Genomic DNA, 16,883 nt, shown 5'->3' with positions numbered 1-16,883 from the left:
GTTGCGGCGTGACTGCAGTCAGTCCCACACTCTGGTTCTGGACCACCTCGGGAAGCGGCGGTGGGCGGTCGATTTCGAGATCCCAATGCAGGGTGGCAGGCGCCGCGAGGCACAGCCGCTGACCAGCACCCACGCCGCCCTCAAGGCCACAGCCGGTCCGGGTTTCTGCCCGCCCGCCGACTGCGACTTCGAGGGCGGCCGGACGAAGACATCTCGGCCACTACCAGCCCTGGCGAGGTCGCCGACCGGCTGCGAGCCACTGCGCTGTATGGCGATGCTTCAGAAGAGGGGAACGACTTCAAATCGAGACATCGCGCTGCTCATCAACGTCATGTACTTGACCAGGCCGACATCATCAATGAGCTTCCTCCAACTTCGAACCCGCAGGTCATCGGGGCTGGTGTGAGTCAGCGATCTCGTACTCGTACTGGTCGCGGGCGGTTGCCTGCTCCCAAGATCGTCTGTCAGCGTGCGACCTCGGTGTTGGTCAGCACGAGCAGCGCCCGCAGCAGCGTCGTCGCGTAACGGGCCGACAACCGCAGCTTGGTGAGGATGCGCCAGTTCTTCAGGTGCGCGAAGGCGTGCTCGCAGACCGCGCGGACGGACGCGATCAGCTTGTTGACCTGCCTCTTCGCCGACGTGAGCGGCTTGGTGCGGGCGGCCTTGTAGCCGGTGATGACCACGGGGTTGTCCACATCGTCGTCCAGGCCGGTGAAGCCGAGGTCTCCGATGGCGCCCAGCTCGTGGGCCCGCAGCTGCTCAACGAGCTTGTTGTAGCGGGCGGTGGTGATCTCCGAGGAGCGTCCCGGGCGGGCCGCGGACAGCCACAGCAGGCGCCCCTTGTCGTCGGTGAGCGCGAGGAAGAGCAGGCCGTGGGTCTTATGTTTCCCGCTGTAGTTGCGCCGGTTGTCCGCTCCGGTACGGCGCCGGGTGCGGATCAGGGTGCCATCGACCAGGACGACGTGGCCCCCCTTTCGGGTGACTTTCTTCAGCGCCCGGTCCAGCCGTGGGGCCCGCGCCGCGAGCAGTTCGATCACCTCCAGCAGCCAGCGGCGCACCGTGGTCGCGGAGATGCGGTTGCCGCCCGCCATATCGGCAAGCCGCTGGTCATGGCGGAGAACGGCGAGGACGATCGTGGCGATCTTCCCGGGCGGCAGCTTCCGCCACCGCGAGCCGATCTTCTTCAGGTGGCCGCGCAGCAGATCGCCGAGGAAGGCCAAGGTGGCCGTGGACAGCTGCAGGCTGGACTGGTAGACAACCGTCTCGGTGCCCCCGGCGGGGCTGGTCTTGTTTCGCATACGACACCAACTGCCGCCGGGGGACCTTCGGTTACGGTCCTGGGCTGACGCTCACAGCGTGGTGGTGAACTTCCCGTCGGCCAGCTTGCGCAGCCAGCCCCGCTCGGCCAGCCGGTTCAGCTTCGCGCGCATCGCCTCCGAGCGGGCCGGCTCGGTGGACATCCCCAGCCCGGCGCAGACCTGCTTGACCATGACCGGCCCTTCCGCCCGCCGCACCACGTCCATGATCCGCTGGTAGTCCGCGGGCAGCACCGCCTCGTCCATGCCCCGCTCGCGCGGCGGAACCAGCAGCACCGGACGGCCCGCGACCTGCCCGGCAGCCTGTGCCGGCACCGCTTCCCGCTCCACGCGCAGCTGCTCGGCCAGCCGACGCGCAACCCGCTCGGCCACGGCGAGTTCCTCCAGCTCCTCGCGCACTTCCTGAAGTTGCTGACTCAACTTCTCCGCCTGCAACTCCAGTTCCGCTCTGCGGGCCGTGATCAGCTCGCGAAGGTCCGGTTCCGCGTCCTGGGCCACCTGATGCACCTCCCGCCCGGATCGTACGGACAGGCGCCCCGCGCACGCCGGAAAACCCGTGGATCCGTGATCGCCGAAACGGCAGACGATCTTGAGCTCCGACAACCGCCCCCGACCAGCGCGAGAACACGATCAACGACTCACACCAGCCCCGTGACCAGCAGCTTCAAGATGGTGGATCTTCAGTGACGAGCTGTGGGCGGTGATCGAACCGCTGCTGCCCAAGCACGAGCGGCGGTTCCGGCACCCGGGACGCAAGCGGATCGATGACCGCAGGACACTGCAGGGTGTGCTGTTCGTCCTCTACACCGGTATCCAGTGGGAGTACCCGCCCCAGGAGTTGGGGTTCGGCTCCGGTTCCACCTGCTGGCGGCGGCTGGCCGAATGGCAGCAGGCCGGGGTGTGGGAGAAGCTCCAGCAAGTGCTGCTGGACCGGTTACGGGAGGCGGACCGCCTGGACTTCTCCCGCGCCACCATCGACGCCTCCCACGTCCCGGCCAAGCGGGGGCGCGGCAGCCCAAAAGTCGGTCCGAGCCCGGTTGACCGCGGGCGGCCGGGATCGAAGCACCACGTGCTGACCGACGCGCACGGCACCCTGCTGCGGGTGTCTCACACCGGTGGACACCGCAACGACGTCACCCAGCTGCTGCCGCTGGTCGACGCCCTGGTGCCGGTGCGGGGCAAGCGCGGCCGGCCCCGGCGCAAGCCCCGCGTGCTGTATGCCGACCGTGGCTACGACCACGACCTGTACCGGCGCCGGCTGCGCGAGCGCGGCATCGGGGCGAAGATCGCCCGGCGCGGCGAACCACACGGCTCGGGTCTGGGCCGGGTGCGGTGGGTCGCCGAGTCCGCCATCGCCTGGTTGCACGGCCCCCGCCGCCTACGCACCCGCTGGGAGACCCGAGACGACATGCACGACGCCTTCCTCCAGCTCGCCCACTGCATGACCCTCGCCCGGAAGAACCCAGCATTCTGAAAGGACCCCTTAGCCGCACCCAGCGGCCGCTCTTGCTGGCGTAGGCGGGGCCCCAGATGGTTACCCGGGGGTATGGCGAAGCTGCATCTTCCAGGGCGGAAAGCGGATCACGGGAGCGACGAGGCGCAGGAACGCGCGATGCCCACGCCCGAGGAGGTCGGGCCCGGGCCCGAGGTGGAGCGCCGGGCGCCGGACGCACCGACGAAGCTGCCCAAACAGGCCTGGGGCGGTGTGCTCAAGGGAGCGCTGCGCGAGTTCAAGGACGACGAGCTGACCGACCGCGCGGCGGCCCTCACGTACTACGGAGTGCTCTCGCTGTTCCCGGCCCTGCTGGTGCTGGTGTCACTGCTGGGCATCACCGGCAAGTCGGCCACCGACTCGGTGCTGGCCAACATCAAGAAGTTCGCCCCCGGCTCAGCCCGGGACATCATCACCCGGGCCGTGGAGCAGCTGCAGAGCAACGCCGGCGTCGGCTCCATCATGGCGATCGTCGGCATCGCGCTGGCGGTGTGGTCGGCCTCCGGCTATGTGGCCGGGTTCATCCGTGCCGCGAACGCCGTCTACGACATGCCGGAGGGCCGCCCGGTATGGAAGATTCTTCCGGTGCGAATCGGCGTGACGGTCGTGCTGATGGTGCTGGCCGTGGTCAGTGCGCTGATCGTGGTGTTCACCGGCACCCTGGCCCGCCGGGCCGGTACCGCGCTGGGCATCGGCAACACGGCGCTCACGGTGTGGTCGATCGCCAAGTGGCCCGTCCTGGTCGTCCTGGTCACCGTCATGATCGCGATCCTGTACTGGGCAAGTCCGAACGCGAAGGTGAAGGGCTTCCGGTGGATCACCCCGGGCAGCTTCCTCGCCCTGGTCATCTGGATGATCGCCTCCGCCGCCTTCGCGTTCTACGTCGCGAACTTCGCCTCCTACAACAAGACCTACGGCACCATGGCCGGCGTCATCGTCTTCCTCCTGTGGCTGTGGATCACCAACCTGGCCATCCTGCTGGGCCTGGAGTTTGACGCCGAGACCGTACGCCAGCGATCCATCGCGGGCGGCCTGCCACCGGACACCGAGCCCTACACCCAGCCCCGCGACACCCGGAAGTGGGACGAGGACGACCGACGCCGCCTGGGCGAGGGCTGACCCCCACCCGATGGCCTTGGGCATAGATTGATGAACTGCGGGATATCTGCTCTCCATGAGGCTTCTGGCAGGGTTGCGCGACGCTGATCGGTCGCTGACCAAACAGGCGGCCTGCCGCATCCCGCCCGGCGTCGGCAGAGTGCTCTCAGCGGTGGAGGAGACTGCGGAGAGCACGAAGCTGTGGTGTGGCGCCGCCGCCGCGATGGCGCGGCTGGGAGGGTGGCGCGGCCGTAAAACAGCGGCCACCGGCCTGGCCGCCCTGGTCATCGCCCAGCTGACCTCGAACGGCCTGTGCAAGCAGCTGGCCGACCGGCCCCGGCCGCCGAAGGAGTGGTTCCCCCACGACGAGGTCGACGACCGCCCCGACTCCTCCTCCTTCCCCTCCGGACACACCGCCGCCGCGGTGGCGTTCACCGCGGCCGTGGCACCCACATGGCCAGCCGCCGGCGCAGCGTGTGCAGTACCAGCCGCCATGGTGGCGGTCGAGCGGGTGCAAAGCGGCGCCCACTATCCAACTGACGTAACCGCCGGCGCTGCCATCGGCCTGGCCAGCGCCTGGCTCACCCGCCGCGCCCTGCGCCTGATCCTGCGCCACTGGCTGCTTTAAGCTGCGGGGAGCGGTCGCATTTCCACGATCAGCAGACCGAGCATCTGGAAGCGCGCCGGCAGGCCGAACAGATGCGCCTCGTCAATGACGTCGCCGTAGAACACCGTCTGGTTGCCGATCACCACAGCCTCCAGCTCGGGGAACGCTTCTGCGACGGCCTCCGGGACGGGGCTGACGACACGGAACTCGTATCCGCGTGCCGCACTTCCACCAGGCATAGCCTCACGCTGAGCCGGACCGGGCCCGACAGACGTCACCCGCAACGGGTGGATCCGCCGTTCCTGAGGCACCGCGACTCCTTAGCCGTTTGGCTGGGCTGCCGCGGTTCCGAACGCTTCCGCGGTACCGCCTTCGACGTGCTGCAACGAGGGGGTGTCGACGAAGCTGTAGGGCGGCAGCGGGCCGTTGACACGCAGCCCGAGGTGCGGGTGCTGCCCGCGGAGTTCGTCGACCGCGGCCAGGAATTGGTCCGCTGAACCGCGGTCCACCAGGAAGGAGAGGTTGGCCAGCCAGCCGGTGCTCTGCGGCCCGGCGCTGACCGCCTCGGCCATCGGCTCCAGCGCCTGCTGAAGCAGCTCCGCGTCCGTGGCCTCGCGTGCCTGGACGGCGGCGGCGATCATCTCCCCGAGCCGGATCTGCTGCTCCTGCGTGCCGCCACCGGCCTCGCGGTTCGCTTCCGCCAGGGACCGGATGTCGTCGTGATCCGCCATGATCAGGCGGAGCACGGCCTCTTCGTCGTGGTTGGCCTTGATGTTGCACTCCGCTGTGCCGTCCAGTGCCCGCAGCCGCTCGAGGAAGTGCTCCGCACGCTCGGCGAGCACCCGGGTCACCGTGTCGTCGTCCGAAGAGGCGCTGCCGAACCGCATCGGCAGTACCACGCCACCCGCTCCGGCTTCGTCCAGTACCCGCTGGTGGGCCAGCAGGTCACGGCGCTTTGGCCGCAGCTGATCGGGGGCGTCACTGACGATCGCGGCCAGCTCGCCCCGGCACAGCACACGTACCGGCCGCGGGGGGTCTCCGATGCCGTCCATGTCCTGGCGAAGGGGGGAGTGTGAGGCGCGGATGATCCCGTAGACGTAGGTGCTCATCTCTCACTCCCCTCACCCGCGCGCGGCCCGGTCGCCCTGACGCTGCCGGCCCTCGTCACGTGCCTGCGGGAAGGCATCGGAGATCGTCTCCGCGGAGCCGGACAGGGCTCCCTTGGTCTTGCCGCGGGCGCCGGACTCCGTGAGCTGCCCCGTGAGCTCCGTGAGCCCGGCCGGCTTGCGCGGCCCCGCTTCCAGGTCGAGGCGGTTGCACGCCTCGGCGAAGCGAAGGTAGGTGTCGACGCTGGCGACCACGACCCGTACCTCGATCTTGAGTATCTCGATACCGAGAAGGGAGACCCGCACGTAGGCGTCGATCATCAGCCCGCGGTCGAGAATGAGTTCCAGAACGTCGTAGAGGCCACTGGAGCCGCCCCCGCCGCCCTGCTGTGTCGCCACGGTCATGGCGACCAGCCCCTTGTCGTCTGTCTCTGGCGCGGTCCCGTCGGCGCTGTCCCTCGCTGCGACGCAGGCTTCCGGGTGCGAGTAGCCCCACCACCTGCGACCAAACACGTGTACGAGCCTGGCGAGGTGGACCTGCCGGGCGGGCCCACCCGCAAGCGCTACGGAGACTTCGGCCCCGACCTGGCGGGGACGGCACTCGGCAGCCCTTCCCTGTGCCCCGCAGCCACCGGTCCGGCTGTGGGGAGTGCTCCCGCATCAGCCGGTCCGGCCCGGCTGCGCAGGTACGTTGTGTGCAGCAGACCGTGCCGGTGCACCGTGAGGAGGTCCGCGTCGAGCGCGAGCCGATCACGGACGAAACCCGCGATGCCGCCCTGTCCGGGCCCGACATCAGCGAGGCCGAACACGAGCTCAGCCTCCATGAGGAACGCCCCGTGACGAAGACCGAGACGGTGCCGGCGGGGCGGGTGCGCCTGTCCACCGAGGAACACACCGACGAGGAAACGGTGCGCGGACAGGTCCGCAAGGAACAGATCGACACCGAAGGCGTGGACGACGAAGAACAGTGCGGCACCTGACACCGTGCCCACCTCGCAAGACGCGCGCCAGCCCGCTCGGAACCTGCTCGAGTGGGCCGGCTGTGTGTGCCCGGCGGCCCAGCCGCCAGGCACACCGGGGACAAGCCGTCCAGGCAGCCACCGCAACCTGTCAGCCGCAACCAGCGGCTCACCCATGCATCCGCGGTCAAACCCCGCAGCACCGCCTCCTGTCCGGGACTGCAAGTGGGCCACACCGCCCGCCCTGAACTCGCCCGTTCGGGGTACTCGCGCGCTCATCGGATGGTCGGGTGCATGACGCAGGCCCGGCCTGCAGGAACTTTCGAGAACGGGAGGTGACCGCCGTGTCGAGCACGCAGCCGCACTCTGCCGGATCCGGTCAGAGCACGGACCGCTCCGGCCAGGAGCCGGTGGGCGAGTTGGTGCAGCGGGCCTCGCAGCAGCTGACCGAGCTGGTGCGCGGCGAGATGAGGCTGGCGCAGGCGGAGATGAAGGAGAAGGGCAAGCGCTACGGCAAGGGCGGCGGCCTGTTCGGCGGCGCCGGCGTGGTCGGCTTCCTGATGGCGCAGGCGCTGGTCGCCACCGCGATCGCCGCACTGTCGGTGGCGCTGCCGGTGTGGGCAGCTGGGCTGATCGTCACCGCGGTGCTGGGTGTGATCGCCGCGGTGATGGCCATGAGTGGAAAGAAGCAGGTCGACCAGGCCGCGCCGCCCACGCCCGAGCAGACGGTCGAGAACGTGAAGGCCGACGTGGCCGAGATCAAGGAGAGCGCACACCGATGACCCAGCCGCCTCACGACGAACCCACCGCCTCCAGTCCCGAGGAACTGCGCGAGCAGGTCGAGCAGACCCGCGAAGAGCTCGGGCTGTCCGCGTACTCGTCTGAGTGCACCACCGAGTACGAAGTTATGTGCACCACTGCTCAGGCCACGTCGGTGTCCCGCTCGATGGCCTGGAGGCGGTTCTTGAGCCGGTAGCTGTTGCCGTTGATCGAGACGACCTCGCAGTGGTGCAGGAGGCGGTCGAGGATCGCGGTGGCCAGGACCTCGTCGCCGAAGACCTGGCCCCACTCGCCGAAGGTCTTGTTCGACGTCAGGATGATCGACCCCTTCTCGTAGCGCTTGGAGATCACCTGAAAGACCAGGTTCGCCTCGGCCCGCTCCAGGGGCTGGTAGCCCACCTCGTCGACCACGAGGACGCTGGGGCGGAGGTAGCTGGTGAGCTTGCTCATCAGCCGGCCCTGGTCCTCGGCGGCCTTGAGGTGGCGGACCATGTCGTCGAGGCTGGTGAAGTAGATCGAGTAGCCGGCCCGGCAGGCCGCGACCGCGAGGGCGACGGCGATGTGCGTCTTGCCGACCCCCGGCGGCCCGAGCAGGGCGACGTTGGCCTTGTCCTCGACGAAGGAGAGGGTGGCCAGGTCCTTGACCTTGCGCGGGTCGAGGTCGGGCTGGAAGGAGAAGTCGTAGTCCTCCAGCGTCTTGTGGTGCGGCAGCTTCGACAGCCGCAGGCCGTTGCGAAAGCGGCGGTCGTCGCGGACGGCGAGTTCCTCGGACAGCACCAGGTCGAGCAGGTCGAGGTAGCCCATCTTGGCCTCGTCGGCCCGCTGGATGTACTGGTTCAGGGCCTCGGCCAGGTGCGGCAGGCCGAGCTTGACTGCGGTGGTGCGGATGCGGGTGCTGGTCAGCTCGCTCAACGGGCTTCCTCGGTCGGGGCGGGTGAGGTGAAGGGTCGGGTGCCGGTCAGCTCGTCATAGACCGACAGCGGACGGCGGCCGACCTCGATGTGGGCGGCTGCGGCCCGGTTCAGCAGAGCCTGCAGCGGTCCGGTCTCCGGCCCGGCCTGGCCGCGGCGGGGTGGCGGCAGAGTGTCGCCGGTGGTGACGCGTCGGCCGGCGCCGGTCGGCAGACCGTCCCAGTGCGTCTCATCCACGATGCGGGCGCCTCGGCCGACTGCCCGCGGATGGACGGCCAGCAGCGTCTGACCGCTGGCGTCATGAACAGTGGAGTGCAGCGTGATCTGGGACTTCGTGGCCCGGACTTCGACCAGTTGACGGGGGCGGACCCTGCGGGCGGGTACCGAGTAGAGGTTCGCGTCGAAGGCGACCAGGCAGTCCTTGCCGACGTGCCGCAGATGCCGCTGGGTGACCACATAGGGAGTCTGCGGCAGCGGGCGCAGAGCCATGTGATCGCGCACGGCCCGGTGTCCGATGACCTCACCGTGGGTGCCGTGGACCTTCGCCCGCCGCAGCGGCACCCAGGCCGCGAAGGCGGCGTTCATCTCCTCGATCGAGGCAAACGCCCGCCCGGCCAGGACGTGGTCGCGGACGATGCCGACCTGCCGCTCGACCCGGCCCTTGCCCTGAGGCCGGTAGGCGGCCAGCACGTCGATGTCGAAGTCGTAGTGCCCGGCGAAGGCGACCGCCTCCGGATGCAGCGGGACCGCCTCCCCGGGGGCGACGTGCCGGCGCACGACCGTCTTGGTCCGGTCGTAGACGATGCTCATCGGCACCCCGCCGAAGTGCGCGAACGCCTGGCGGTGGCAGTCGAAGAACGTCGCCAGGTCCTGGCCGGTGGTGAAGCAGCAGAACGGGTCGCGCGAGTACGACAAGGTCATGTGGAAGGAGTAGACCTTCAAGATGCCGACATGGGCGAGGATCTTGCCCTCATCGCCCCAGTCCACCTGGGCCTGAGCACCCGGGACGACCTCGAACCGCCGGTGCAGACCCGCCAGCTCGCCCGGGCTGATGCCCAGTTCCTCCGCGATCCGGGGCCGGGCCTCCTGAAGGTAGAGCTTGATCCGCTGGTAGTTGATGGTGACCCCGTACTCCTGGACCAGGCGCTCGTGGATCACCCTTCCCTTGAGCAGGATCTCGGACCTGAGCATCGCGTCGATCAGCGGAGCGACCTCGTCCACCACCCGCCGAGGGCGCTGACCTGCTGCTTCTCTCTTCGGCGGCGCTGCCGAAGCGGGGTCCTTGAGGTACTTGCCGACCGTTCGGCGGTTCAGCCCGGTCTCCTTCGCGATCTCCCGCAGGCTCATCGCGCCGGACTCGTACAGCGACCGGAACCGCCTCAACTCCAGCCAGCGATGGGGATCCAAGACCACCGTCAGCCGCCTCCCTGTCCCGTCGAACCGACAGCAGCAGACTCGCGGCCTTCACCCCATCACCGCACCGAAAACGGTGCACTTTCATCCGTACGAGGTGGTGCACGTTCGCTTGTACGCCGACACGGGCAGACGGTCGAGGCGCTCGCAGCGAAGACCGACGTCAAGGCGCGCGCCCAGGAGAAGGCCGTCGAGGTCAAGGAACAGGCTGCAGCGAAGGCCGGCGAGCTGAAGGAGCAAGCCACGGTCAAGGCCGGGGAACTGAAGGCGAAGGCCGCCGACCTGGCCCACCAGGCGCAGGACCGGCTGCCCGACCCGGTCAAGGACAAAGCCGCCCAGACTGCCGCGCAAGCCCGGGCGAAGGCGGCTCAGGCCGGTCAGCTGTGGCAGGAGAAGGCGCCCGAGCCGGTGCGGCAGAAGACCGCCCAAGGGGCGCAGCTGGCGCGGGACAACCGCAAGGTGCTGCTGGCGGCAGCGGGTGTGGCCGTCGTGCTGTGGCTGGCCTGCCGCCGCCGGAAGGGCTGAGCCGGGTGAAGGCATCGAAGATCGCCTACAAGCCGATCGGTCTCGCGCTCGGCGCCGTCAGCGGCATGGCCGCGGGAGCGCTGTTCAAGCAGACGTGGAAGATGCTCGGCCACGACGAGGACGCCCCGGACGCGACCGACGAAGAGCGCTCCTGGCGCGAGGTGCTGCTCGCCGCCACGCTCCAGGGCGCGATCTTCGCCGGAGTCAAAGCGGCCGTCGACCGCGCCGGCGCCACCGCCGTCCGCCGCCTGACCGGAACCTGGCCCGGCTGACGCGCATGAGGAGGTGGGAGGGCTGGTAGGAGACGAATACCGGCCCTCCCATGCCCCGGCCAGTACCCTTACGAAGGACCCCTCACCGTCATGTCCGATCAGCACGCAGCTGCCGCGCTGACCGCCGCAGCAGTCATCGCCACGATCTTGGTCGCCCGGGCAGTCGTCCTCCACCAGGGCAGCCGAAGGCCTGTCGCCCGCGAAGCACACCTCGTGCGCCGTCGCACCGCACCTCGTGCCGAGACGGCCGCGTCATCTGCGGCCGCGTTCTCGGACGCTGCCTCCTGTGCCGTGCGAGAGGCTGAACAGCACGTCCACCACTGTTGGCAGCAACTCCAGACACGCGCCGATCCATCCGAGTGACCCACCCGTGGGCGCAGTCGGCGCAAGCACGCAGCGGGCGGCGGGCGGCGGCACGTACGGGCGATAGCACTGGGCGTGGGCTTACCGGTGTAGCGTCAGAGTCAGCTGTCATGGTTCCGAAGTACCGGTCGCCCGTGAGCGTGCGCACGGGCGTTTCTGCTGTTCAGAGTGTCTGAGGACCAAGGCGATCACCTCCGGTTCCCGCGCGGTGCAGGAACCGATTTCCAGTCCCCTTGGAGGGCAGTATGGCCAGCGGAACCGTCAAGTGGTTCAACTCGGAAAAGGGCTTCGGCTTCATCGAGCAGGACGGCGGTGGCCCCGACGTCTTCGCTCACTACTCCAACATCGCCAGTTCCGGCTTCCGTGAGCTCCAGGAAGGCCAGAAGGTGAACTTCGACGTCACCCAGGGCCAGAAGGGCCCCCAGGCGGAGAACATCACCCCCGCCTGAACGGCTTGCATCTCCACGGCACCCGCCCGTCACCTCGCTGGGCGGGTGCCGTGCGCTCTGCAGTGGCCTCCCGGCAGAGCTGCAGGTGCCGATAAATCATCCGGCCAGGTCAGGAGCTTGATCGTTGATGGCGGGGCTTCCGTGCTGCCTCCCCGCTCGCGCCCCTGCTGGGCACGTGGACGGCGGTCGGGCGGCATCATGACCGGTCGTGCTGCTGCGCCCGGCCTACCTCGCCGCGACCAACACCTTCACCCTCCTGCGCCTGCTACCGAGGAGCGAGCGGGACAAGGAGATCGAGATCCTCGCGCTGCGGCACCAGCTGCTGGTCCTGCAGCGCCAGGTCGGCAAGCCCGTGTTCACCGACACCGACCGCGCAGTCCTCGCCGGTTTGCTCCACCACCTCCCGATCGACAAGCTGCGCCAACTCTTGCTGCTGGTACGCCCCGACACCGTCCTGCGCCGGCACCGTGACCTGCTCAAACGACGCCACACTGCGCACTGCGCACCCCGGCGGCGCGGACGACCGCCCACCGTCCGATCGATCCGCGCCCTGGTCCTGCGCCTGGCACGCGAGAACAGCTCCTGGGAGTACCGGCGCATCCACGGTGAGCTCGCCACGCCGGGCGTCAAGGTCGCCGCTTCCACCGTCTGGGAGATCCTCCGCGAGCACGGCATCCCGCCTGCCCCCGAACGGCAGAGCACGACCTGGGCCGACTTCCTGCGCAGCCAGGCGGACGCGCTGCTCGCCTGCGACTTCTTCGAGACCCGCACCCCGACCGGAGTGCGTCTGTACGTCTTCGCCGTCATCGAGCACACCACCCGCAGGATCCGGATCCTGGGCGCGACCGCACACCTCACCGCGGACTGGGTGGTGCAGCTCGGACGCAACCTCGCCATGGACCTGGAGGACGCGGGCAGCCAGGCCAGGTTCTTGATCCGCGACCGGGACTCGAGGTTCACGCAGGCCTTCGACGCGGTGCCGGCCGATGCCGGGCTGGAGGTCGTCCTCAGCGACATCCGGAGGCCCCGGATGAACTCCCTCATGGAACGGTGGATCCAGACCTGCCGACGCCAGCTGCTGGACCACGCCTTGATCTGGAACCAGCGCCACCTGCTCCACGCCCTACGCGAGTTCGAGTCCTTCTACAACAGGCACCGGCCTCACCGGGCCCTGGGCCAAGCCGCCCCGCTCCGCTCACTGCCCGAACCGATCACCGAACCAGGACAGATCACACACCTGAAGATCCGCCGACGAGATCGACTCGGCGGCACCCTCCACGAGTACCACCACTCCGCTTGACCAGGGCGGATGATTACTCGGCACCCGCAGACCCGGCACAAGACACCGCGGAGCAACGAACGGGAGCCCGTGGGTGCGGACTGCCCCGACACGGATGCCGGCGCCTGAGGGAGACAGGCATCCAGCCGGCCGGAAGGGTGAAGGATGCGGGCCTGCGGGTCCGCTCCGGCTCCAGTCGGGGCAGCCGCGGATGAGGCGATACCGTCAGACTACGGGGGCTGCCACCAGATGGCATCGCGGCACGCCCCGCAGGCCCCGCCCGGTGCGCCGGCACAACAGGCTCTCAGCAGGGCGGCTTGCCCCACCGGTCGGTGTCCCGGTCTCCTGTCCGGCGGCGCCGACAACGTCCGGGGCGGCCGGCCCGGTCGTCGCGCGGTCTCGGCGCACAAAAGAGGCGGGTTGCCTGTTCCGGCAACCCGCCGTGCATCACCGTGAGCGGTCAGCCCCGGACGATGTTCTGTGCCTGCGGGCCCTTCTGGCCCTGACCGATGTCGAAGGTGACGTGCTCGCCCTCGGTCAGCTCACGGTAGCCGCCCCCGCCCTGGATTTCGGAGTAGTGGGCGAAGACGTCCGGGCCTCCGTTGTCCTGGGCGATGAAACCATAACCCTTTTCGGCGTTGAACCACTTCACGGTGCCGCTGGCCATGCTGCTTGTCCTTCGATATCGCCGAGAGGTCCCGGCTGGTCTGTGGGCAGGGCCGTCCGTAGCCGGAAGGCACCCGGCGTCCGTTCTACCCCGTCGGCGCGCGGTTATCCGACTTTTCCGCCGGTCGCAGCGTGCCGGGTGCTGGCGCCCGGGACGCTGCTGCGCGCGAAGACGGGCGGCGCGGCCCTGACTAGGCCTGCGCCGGCACCTTCTCGGTCTCCTCGGCGCCGGCCGTCTCGGTCGTCGGGGACGCTTCTGCGGCTGCGTCTTCCGTGGCGGGCGCGGACTCGGTCACGGCGGTGTACAGCACGGTGTTCTTCTGCTTGGTCCGCTCGATGCGGCTCTTGGCGACCAGCCGCTCCAGGGTGCTGCGCACGGTGTTGATGTCCCGGGCCCGCTCGGGGTGCTCCCGCTCCAGGTCGCCGGCGACCTCGCCTGCGGTGCGCGGCTGACCGGCGTGCTTGCCGAGGACGCTCAACAGCAGCTCACCCAGGGCCGGTTCACCGGCCCTGGTCGCCGTCGTCTTCTTCGCCGCAGGAGCCTTCTTCGCTGCTGCCTTCTTCGCCCCCGACTTTTTCGCCGTGGCCTTCTTGGCCGTCGTCTCCTTCACGGCCGTCTTCTTGGCCGTGGTCTTCTTCGCGGGTGCCTCGGCCGGCTTGTCCTGCCGCTGCTTCGGCACAGCCGCGGAAGCCTCAACATCGGTCGCTTCGGACGGCTCGGCCGACTCGGCCGACTCGGCCGCTTCGGTCGGCTCGGTGGGCCCGGACGTGTTGTCCTGCGGCCGTGCCGGCTCGCCCTCGGGCGCCCGGGCGCCGGCGCTGGCCGGGGCGGACACCGTCTCCAGTGCCTTGACCAGCCAGGCCTCGTCCGCCTCGAGCTGCTCAAGACGCTTACGCAGACGGGCCTGTTCCTCCCGGTTGGCCTTGAGGTGATCGGCGAACTGGGCCGCGTACTGGCTCTGCAGGCTCTGGGTGGTGGGCTCTTCCGGCTCGGTGGCCACGCGGCACGCTCCTTCATACGGGGGTTGTTGCTGCCGGATGCTACTCACCCAAACGGGACCGTCGCCGCTGTCCTGGGCACACACCACCCTTACGAACAGCCGCACCCGGCCTGCCGCACCTCCCGGCACCGGCCCGCCGGAAGGGACACCGGACGCGAAACCACCTCACCGTCTCCCGCCCCGCGGCCCGCCCGGGTCCGGCCCGCACAGAAGCCCTGCCCGCGCAGGCGACACTGCCGTGGCGCCGCGGTGCACAGCGGGGGAAGGGGCCGCCGTGAACGACGACTTCACCACCGACGACATCACGGCCATACGGCGCAGGGGAGAGCTGCCCGCCTTCCTGCGCTCCCGCATCAGCCGCCCTTGCCGGACGCGGTCATGGCGCAGCACACACCGCGCGGCGGGCCACCGGCCCGGCGCCTGGCCGTCCCCCACCGCCGTCACCACTGAACATCACTATCTAGCGGTGATTTGTTAAACCGGGGAGTAGAGGCTCACGGTGTGCCCGGTGGTGACCGCGTCGATCAGGCTCTGGAGCTCGGTCGGCGGGGACGCCGTGGACCAGGCCCGCCACCAGCGCTGCAGCGCGACCGCGGGGGTCAGCCAGCCGCGGACGGCGCGGATCGCCTTCGGCCAGCACGGCGGAACCGATGCGTTCCCCCCTCTCCGGCGTCGGTGTCCGATGCCGGTGCCGACGTTGCCTCAGGTCCCGAGTCGGTGAGCCAGGTCTCCCAGCAGAAGGTGAACGCGCAGTTGACCAGGGTCTGGTGACGACGGATCGCGGCATCGGAGCGGACCTGAAAGTCGGCCCAGCCCAATTCGTCCTTGACCTGCTTGTAGCCCTGCTCGATCCAGGTGCGGATGCCGTAGATCCGCACGATCTCGGCCAGGTCCGCGGGCGGATAGGGGGACTCGACGGCGCGGGGCGAGCCGGGCCGGGGCAGGTCGGTGGCCAGGTACCAGGTGGCCTTCTCCGGCAGGGTGGCCGGGTCGGTGGTGGCCACCACCAGCCGCGTCAGGCCGTCCGGTCCCCAGAAGCCCAAGGTGGCGTCGGCGGCCCACCAGATGGCGGTGTGCCCGTCGCGGAAGGTGCGCACCACGGGCGTCCAGTCCCCGGGCTCCCCGGGGCCGTCCCAGGCCAGCTCGCGGGCGGCGTCCACCGGGGTGCGGGCCTGGTCACCGTAGGCCCAGATGCCGCGGCGGCGTTTGACGGCCATGACGAACGGCACACCGGCGGCGTGCAGTTCGCAGCGGAAGTCGTCCAGGTCGCCGTAGGCGCCGTCGGCCACCGCCGCCCGGAAGGGGAATCCGGCGGCCCGGGCCCGGCCGGCCAGCTGGGCGGCGATCTTCCACTTGGTGCGGAAGGCCGGGTCGCTGCGGCCCCGTTCGAAGTGGTGGGCCGGGGTGTAGGGCACCGCGTGCAGCGGATAGTACAGGCGCTCGTCCGCCCACAGCGTGGTCACCGTGACCACCGCGTTGTCGGTCTTGCCGTACCGGCCCAGCCACTGCCGCCCGACGTGCGCGGTCGTGGTGCCGTCCTTGCGGTCCCCGGAGTCGTCGATGACCAGCACCCCATCGGCGTGCGGGACCGTCGCCGGATCGGCCCGCAGCAGCTCCAGCCGCCGGGCGTTGACCCGCTCGGGGTCCCAGCGCGACTCGGAGAGGAAGAACTGCAGCCGCTGCACCCCCGAGTGCTGGGCCCCCACGATCGGCTCCGCTCCGGCCAGGCAGGTCAGCGTCTTGTTCCGATCCCGCGGCAGCAGCAGCCCGGCCAGGTACTCCCGGAACCCACGCCGCTGCGCCAGCGAGGAGAAGAGGTCGTCGAACCGGGTCGCATAGCCCTCCAGCGGTCCCGGCGCCGGCGGGCACGGACGCCTCGCGGTCACCATCGCGACCACCTCCGGCCTGCGGAAATCCCCCACCTACCGGCCTACCGCGGACCCTGCCCCAAGTCAACAAATCACCGCTAGTCCTCTGAGTCAGGAATTCCGTTCAGATGTATAGGCTCGGCACATGGGCGTGTACGAAGTCCTCTGCCCGGACTGCGGCAGAGGCTACAGCTCGCCCTGCGCGAGCCCGTCCGGGCCGCACCGCTCACGAGTCGAGCTGGGCCAAGGAGTACAGCCGTCTTCGGAAACCCCCGTCGAAGAGGTAAGCAGTGAGTCCGCCTTCGTCCTCCACCACCTCAGGCCTCTGCTGCCTGACCTCACGGACGAGCAGTGGGCCCACATCGACGCGGCCGCCGTCGCCCTCAGCCTTCCCGTGTGCGAGGGCCTGACCAGAGCTAACAGCGTCGACGACGACCGCAGCGAGCTGAAGGAGACATCATGACGGCGCCCCTGGACGGAGCTCACCAGCCGATTCCTTCCCGTCGGAGGCCGGGTCCGGCTACCGTGGAGGGCATGGCCAGGGAACTTCGCATTGAGCTTGATGACGCACAGTACGAGCAGCTCGCGCGCGAGGCGCATGAGCGGCACGAGGATCCGACGGTGTACGCCGGACGCGTCCTGGCCCAGGAGCTCAACAAGGCGCGGTTCCTCGAGGGCAGCGCCCTCTTCCTCAGCACTCCCGGGGTGCGCGAGGAGTTCGCCAGCCGGTTCGGCCCGGAACCCGGCACCACCGCGTCCGCGGCGTGAGACGGGCAGC

The 16,883-nt window shown here is 69.6% G+C and carries 21 protein-coding genes and 1 pseudogene; 11 read left to right on the top strand and 11 right to left on the bottom strand.

The features are described 5' to 3' along the window. Positions 1–24: 24 nt before the first annotated feature. The 3 genes and pseudogenes from WJ438_RS01420 to WJ438_RS01410 form a co-directional block, all read right to left on the bottom strand. A pseudogene (locus WJ438_RS01420) lies at positions 25–198 on the bottom strand (IS5/IS1182 family transposase); the annotation flags it as partial. A gap of 266 nt (positions 199–464) precedes the next feature. Beyond that, positions 465–1,298, bottom strand: coding sequence for a transposase family protein (locus tag WJ438_RS01415; protein WP_406723600.1), 834 nt, complete (start codon positions 1,296–1,298; stop codon positions 465–467). Positions 1,299–1,349: 51 nt separating this feature from the next. Then, a complete protein-coding gene (locus tag WJ438_RS01410) occupies positions 1,350–1,814 on the bottom strand; it encodes a hypothetical protein (RefSeq protein ID WP_406723599.1) in 465 nt (154 codons plus the stop codon). A 178-nt stretch (positions 1,815–1,992) separates the two neighbouring features. On the opposite strand from WJ438_RS01410, the gene WJ438_RS01405 reads away from it, so the two are divergent. The 3 genes from WJ438_RS01405 to WJ438_RS01395 all read left to right on the top strand — a co-directional run bounded on the left by WJ438_RS01405 (position 1,993) and on the right by WJ438_RS01395 (position 4,534). Next, on the top strand, positions 1,993–2,790 hold the full coding sequence (locus WJ438_RS01405; RefSeq protein WP_406729554.1) for an IS5 family transposase: 798 nt from the start codon (positions 1,993–1,995) through the stop codon (positions 2,788–2,790). 138 nt (positions 2,791–2,928) lie between these two features. Next, positions 2,929–3,927: a YihY/virulence factor BrkB family protein gene (locus WJ438_RS01400; RefSeq protein WP_406723598.1), complete on the top strand. Its 999-nt coding sequence runs from the start codon at positions 2,929–2,931 to the stop codon at positions 3,925–3,927. Positions 3,928–3,982: 55 nt separating this feature from the next. Then, positions 3,983–4,534, top strand: a complete 552-nt coding sequence (locus WJ438_RS01395) for a phosphatase PAP2 family protein (protein WP_406723597.1) — start codon at positions 3,983–3,985, stop codon at positions 4,532–4,534. Here the strand turns inward: WJ438_RS01395 and WJ438_RS01390 are convergent. From WJ438_RS01390 to WJ438_RS01380, 3 genes are all read right to left on the bottom strand, one after another. Next, positions 4,531–4,752, bottom strand: a complete 222-nt coding sequence (locus tag WJ438_RS01390; protein ID WP_406723596.1) for a hypothetical protein — start codon at positions 4,750–4,752, stop codon at positions 4,531–4,533. The two genes, WJ438_RS01395 and WJ438_RS01390, sit on opposite strands and share 4 nt — an antisense overlap. Positions 4,753–4,833: 81 nt before the next feature. Further along, positions 4,834–5,622, bottom strand: coding sequence for a GvpL/GvpF family gas vesicle protein (locus WJ438_RS01385; protein ID WP_406723595.1), 789 nt, complete (start codon positions 5,620–5,622; stop codon positions 4,834–4,836). Between the two features lie 12 nt (positions 5,623–5,634). Beyond that, positions 5,635–6,024 (bottom strand): gas vesicle structural protein GvpA, encoded by a 390-nt coding sequence (locus tag WJ438_RS01380; RefSeq protein ID WP_406723594.1) that lies wholly within the window; start codon positions 6,022–6,024, stop codon positions 5,635–5,637. A 290-nt stretch (positions 6,025–6,314) separates the two neighbouring features. On the opposite strand from WJ438_RS01380, the gene WJ438_RS01375 reads away from it, so the two are divergent. Together WJ438_RS01375 and WJ438_RS01370 are read left to right on the top strand one after the other, a co-directional pair. Further along, positions 6,315–6,599 (top strand): DUF2382 domain-containing protein, encoded by a 285-nt coding sequence (locus WJ438_RS01375; protein WP_406723593.1) that lies wholly within the window; start codon positions 6,315–6,317, stop codon positions 6,597–6,599. Positions 6,600–6,988: 389 nt separating this feature from the next. After that, the gene (locus WJ438_RS01370) at positions 6,989–7,360 is read left to right on the top strand and encodes a phage holin family protein (protein WP_406729553.1); all 372 of its coding nucleotides are present in this window, start codon (positions 6,989–6,991) and stop codon (positions 7,358–7,360) included. 139 nt (positions 7,361–7,499) lie between these two features. On the opposite strand, the gene istB is transcribed toward WJ438_RS01370, so the two are convergent. Continuing rightward, entirely contained in the window at positions 7,500–8,270 is a 771-nt protein-coding gene (gene istB / locus WJ438_RS01365) for an IS21-like element helper ATPase IstB (RefSeq protein ID WP_406723569.1), read from the bottom strand. Further along, the gene (gene istA, locus WJ438_RS01360; RefSeq protein ID WP_406723592.1) at positions 8,267–9,682 is read right to left on the bottom strand and encodes an IS21 family transposase; all 1,416 of its coding nucleotides are present in this window, start codon (positions 9,680–9,682) and stop codon (positions 8,267–8,269) included. Before istA ends, istB begins: the two co-directional genes overlap by 4 nt. Here istA and WJ438_RS01355 point away from each other — a divergent pair. From WJ438_RS01355 to WJ438_RS01340, 4 genes are all read left to right on the top strand, one after another. Beyond that, positions 9,665–10,207 (top strand): hypothetical protein, encoded by a 543-nt coding sequence (locus WJ438_RS01355; RefSeq protein ID WP_406723591.1) that lies wholly within the window; start codon positions 9,665–9,667, stop codon positions 10,205–10,207. The two genes, istA and WJ438_RS01355, sit on opposite strands and share 18 nt — an antisense overlap. A 5-nt stretch (positions 10,208–10,212) precedes the next feature. After that, entirely contained in the window at positions 10,213–10,479 is a 267-nt protein-coding gene (locus tag WJ438_RS01350) for a DUF4235 domain-containing protein (RefSeq protein WP_406723590.1), read from the top strand. Between the two features lie 608 nt (positions 10,480–11,087). Then, complete coding sequence (locus WJ438_RS01345; protein WP_010982331.1) at positions 11,088–11,291, top strand: cold-shock protein; 204 nt, start codon at positions 11,088–11,090, stop codon at positions 11,289–11,291. 208 nt (positions 11,292–11,499) lie between these two features. Then, the gene (locus tag WJ438_RS01340) at positions 11,500–12,591 is read left to right on the top strand and encodes an integrase core domain-containing protein (RefSeq protein ID WP_406723589.1); all 1,092 of its coding nucleotides are present in this window, start codon (positions 11,500–11,502) and stop codon (positions 12,589–12,591) included. A 439-nt stretch (positions 12,592–13,030) separates the two neighbouring features. Here WJ438_RS01340 and WJ438_RS01335 read toward each other — a convergent pair whose 3' ends face one another. The 3 genes from WJ438_RS01335 to WJ438_RS01325 all read right to left on the bottom strand — a co-directional run bounded on the left by WJ438_RS01335 (position 13,031) and on the right by WJ438_RS01325 (position 16,126). Further along, positions 13,031–13,237: a cold-shock protein gene (locus tag WJ438_RS01335; RefSeq protein WP_352234964.1), complete on the bottom strand. Its 207-nt coding sequence runs from the start codon at positions 13,235–13,237 to the stop codon at positions 13,031–13,033. A gap of 190 nt (positions 13,238–13,427) precedes the next feature. Then, the gene (locus WJ438_RS01330; protein WP_406723588.1) at positions 13,428–14,237 is read right to left on the bottom strand and encodes a BlaI/MecI/CopY family transcriptional regulator; all 810 of its coding nucleotides are present in this window, start codon (positions 14,235–14,237) and stop codon (positions 13,428–13,430) included. 599 nt (positions 14,238–14,836) lie between these two features. Next, positions 14,837–16,126: an IS701 family transposase gene (locus WJ438_RS01325; RefSeq protein ID WP_406723587.1), complete on the bottom strand. Its 1,290-nt coding sequence runs from the start codon at positions 16,124–16,126 to the stop codon at positions 14,837–14,839. A gap of 124 nt (positions 16,127–16,250) precedes the next feature. Between WJ438_RS01325 and WJ438_RS01320 the strand changes: the two genes are divergently transcribed. After that, a complete protein-coding gene (locus WJ438_RS01320) occupies positions 16,251–16,568 on the top strand; it encodes a hypothetical protein (RefSeq protein WP_406723586.1) in 318 nt (105 codons plus the stop codon). A gap of 71 nt (positions 16,569–16,639) precedes the next feature. After that, the gene (locus WJ438_RS01315; protein WP_406723585.1) at positions 16,640–16,873 is read left to right on the top strand and encodes a hypothetical protein; all 234 of its coding nucleotides are present in this window, start codon (positions 16,640–16,642) and stop codon (positions 16,871–16,873) included. Positions 16,874–16,883: the final 10 nt, after the last annotated feature.

The sequence above is a fragment of the Streptomyces sp. GD-15H genome (assembly GCF_045291515.1).
GTDB lineage: Bacteria > Actinomycetota > Actinomycetes > Streptomycetales > Streptomycetaceae > Streptomyces.
This window is presented reverse-complemented; position numbering and strand designations above follow the sequence as displayed.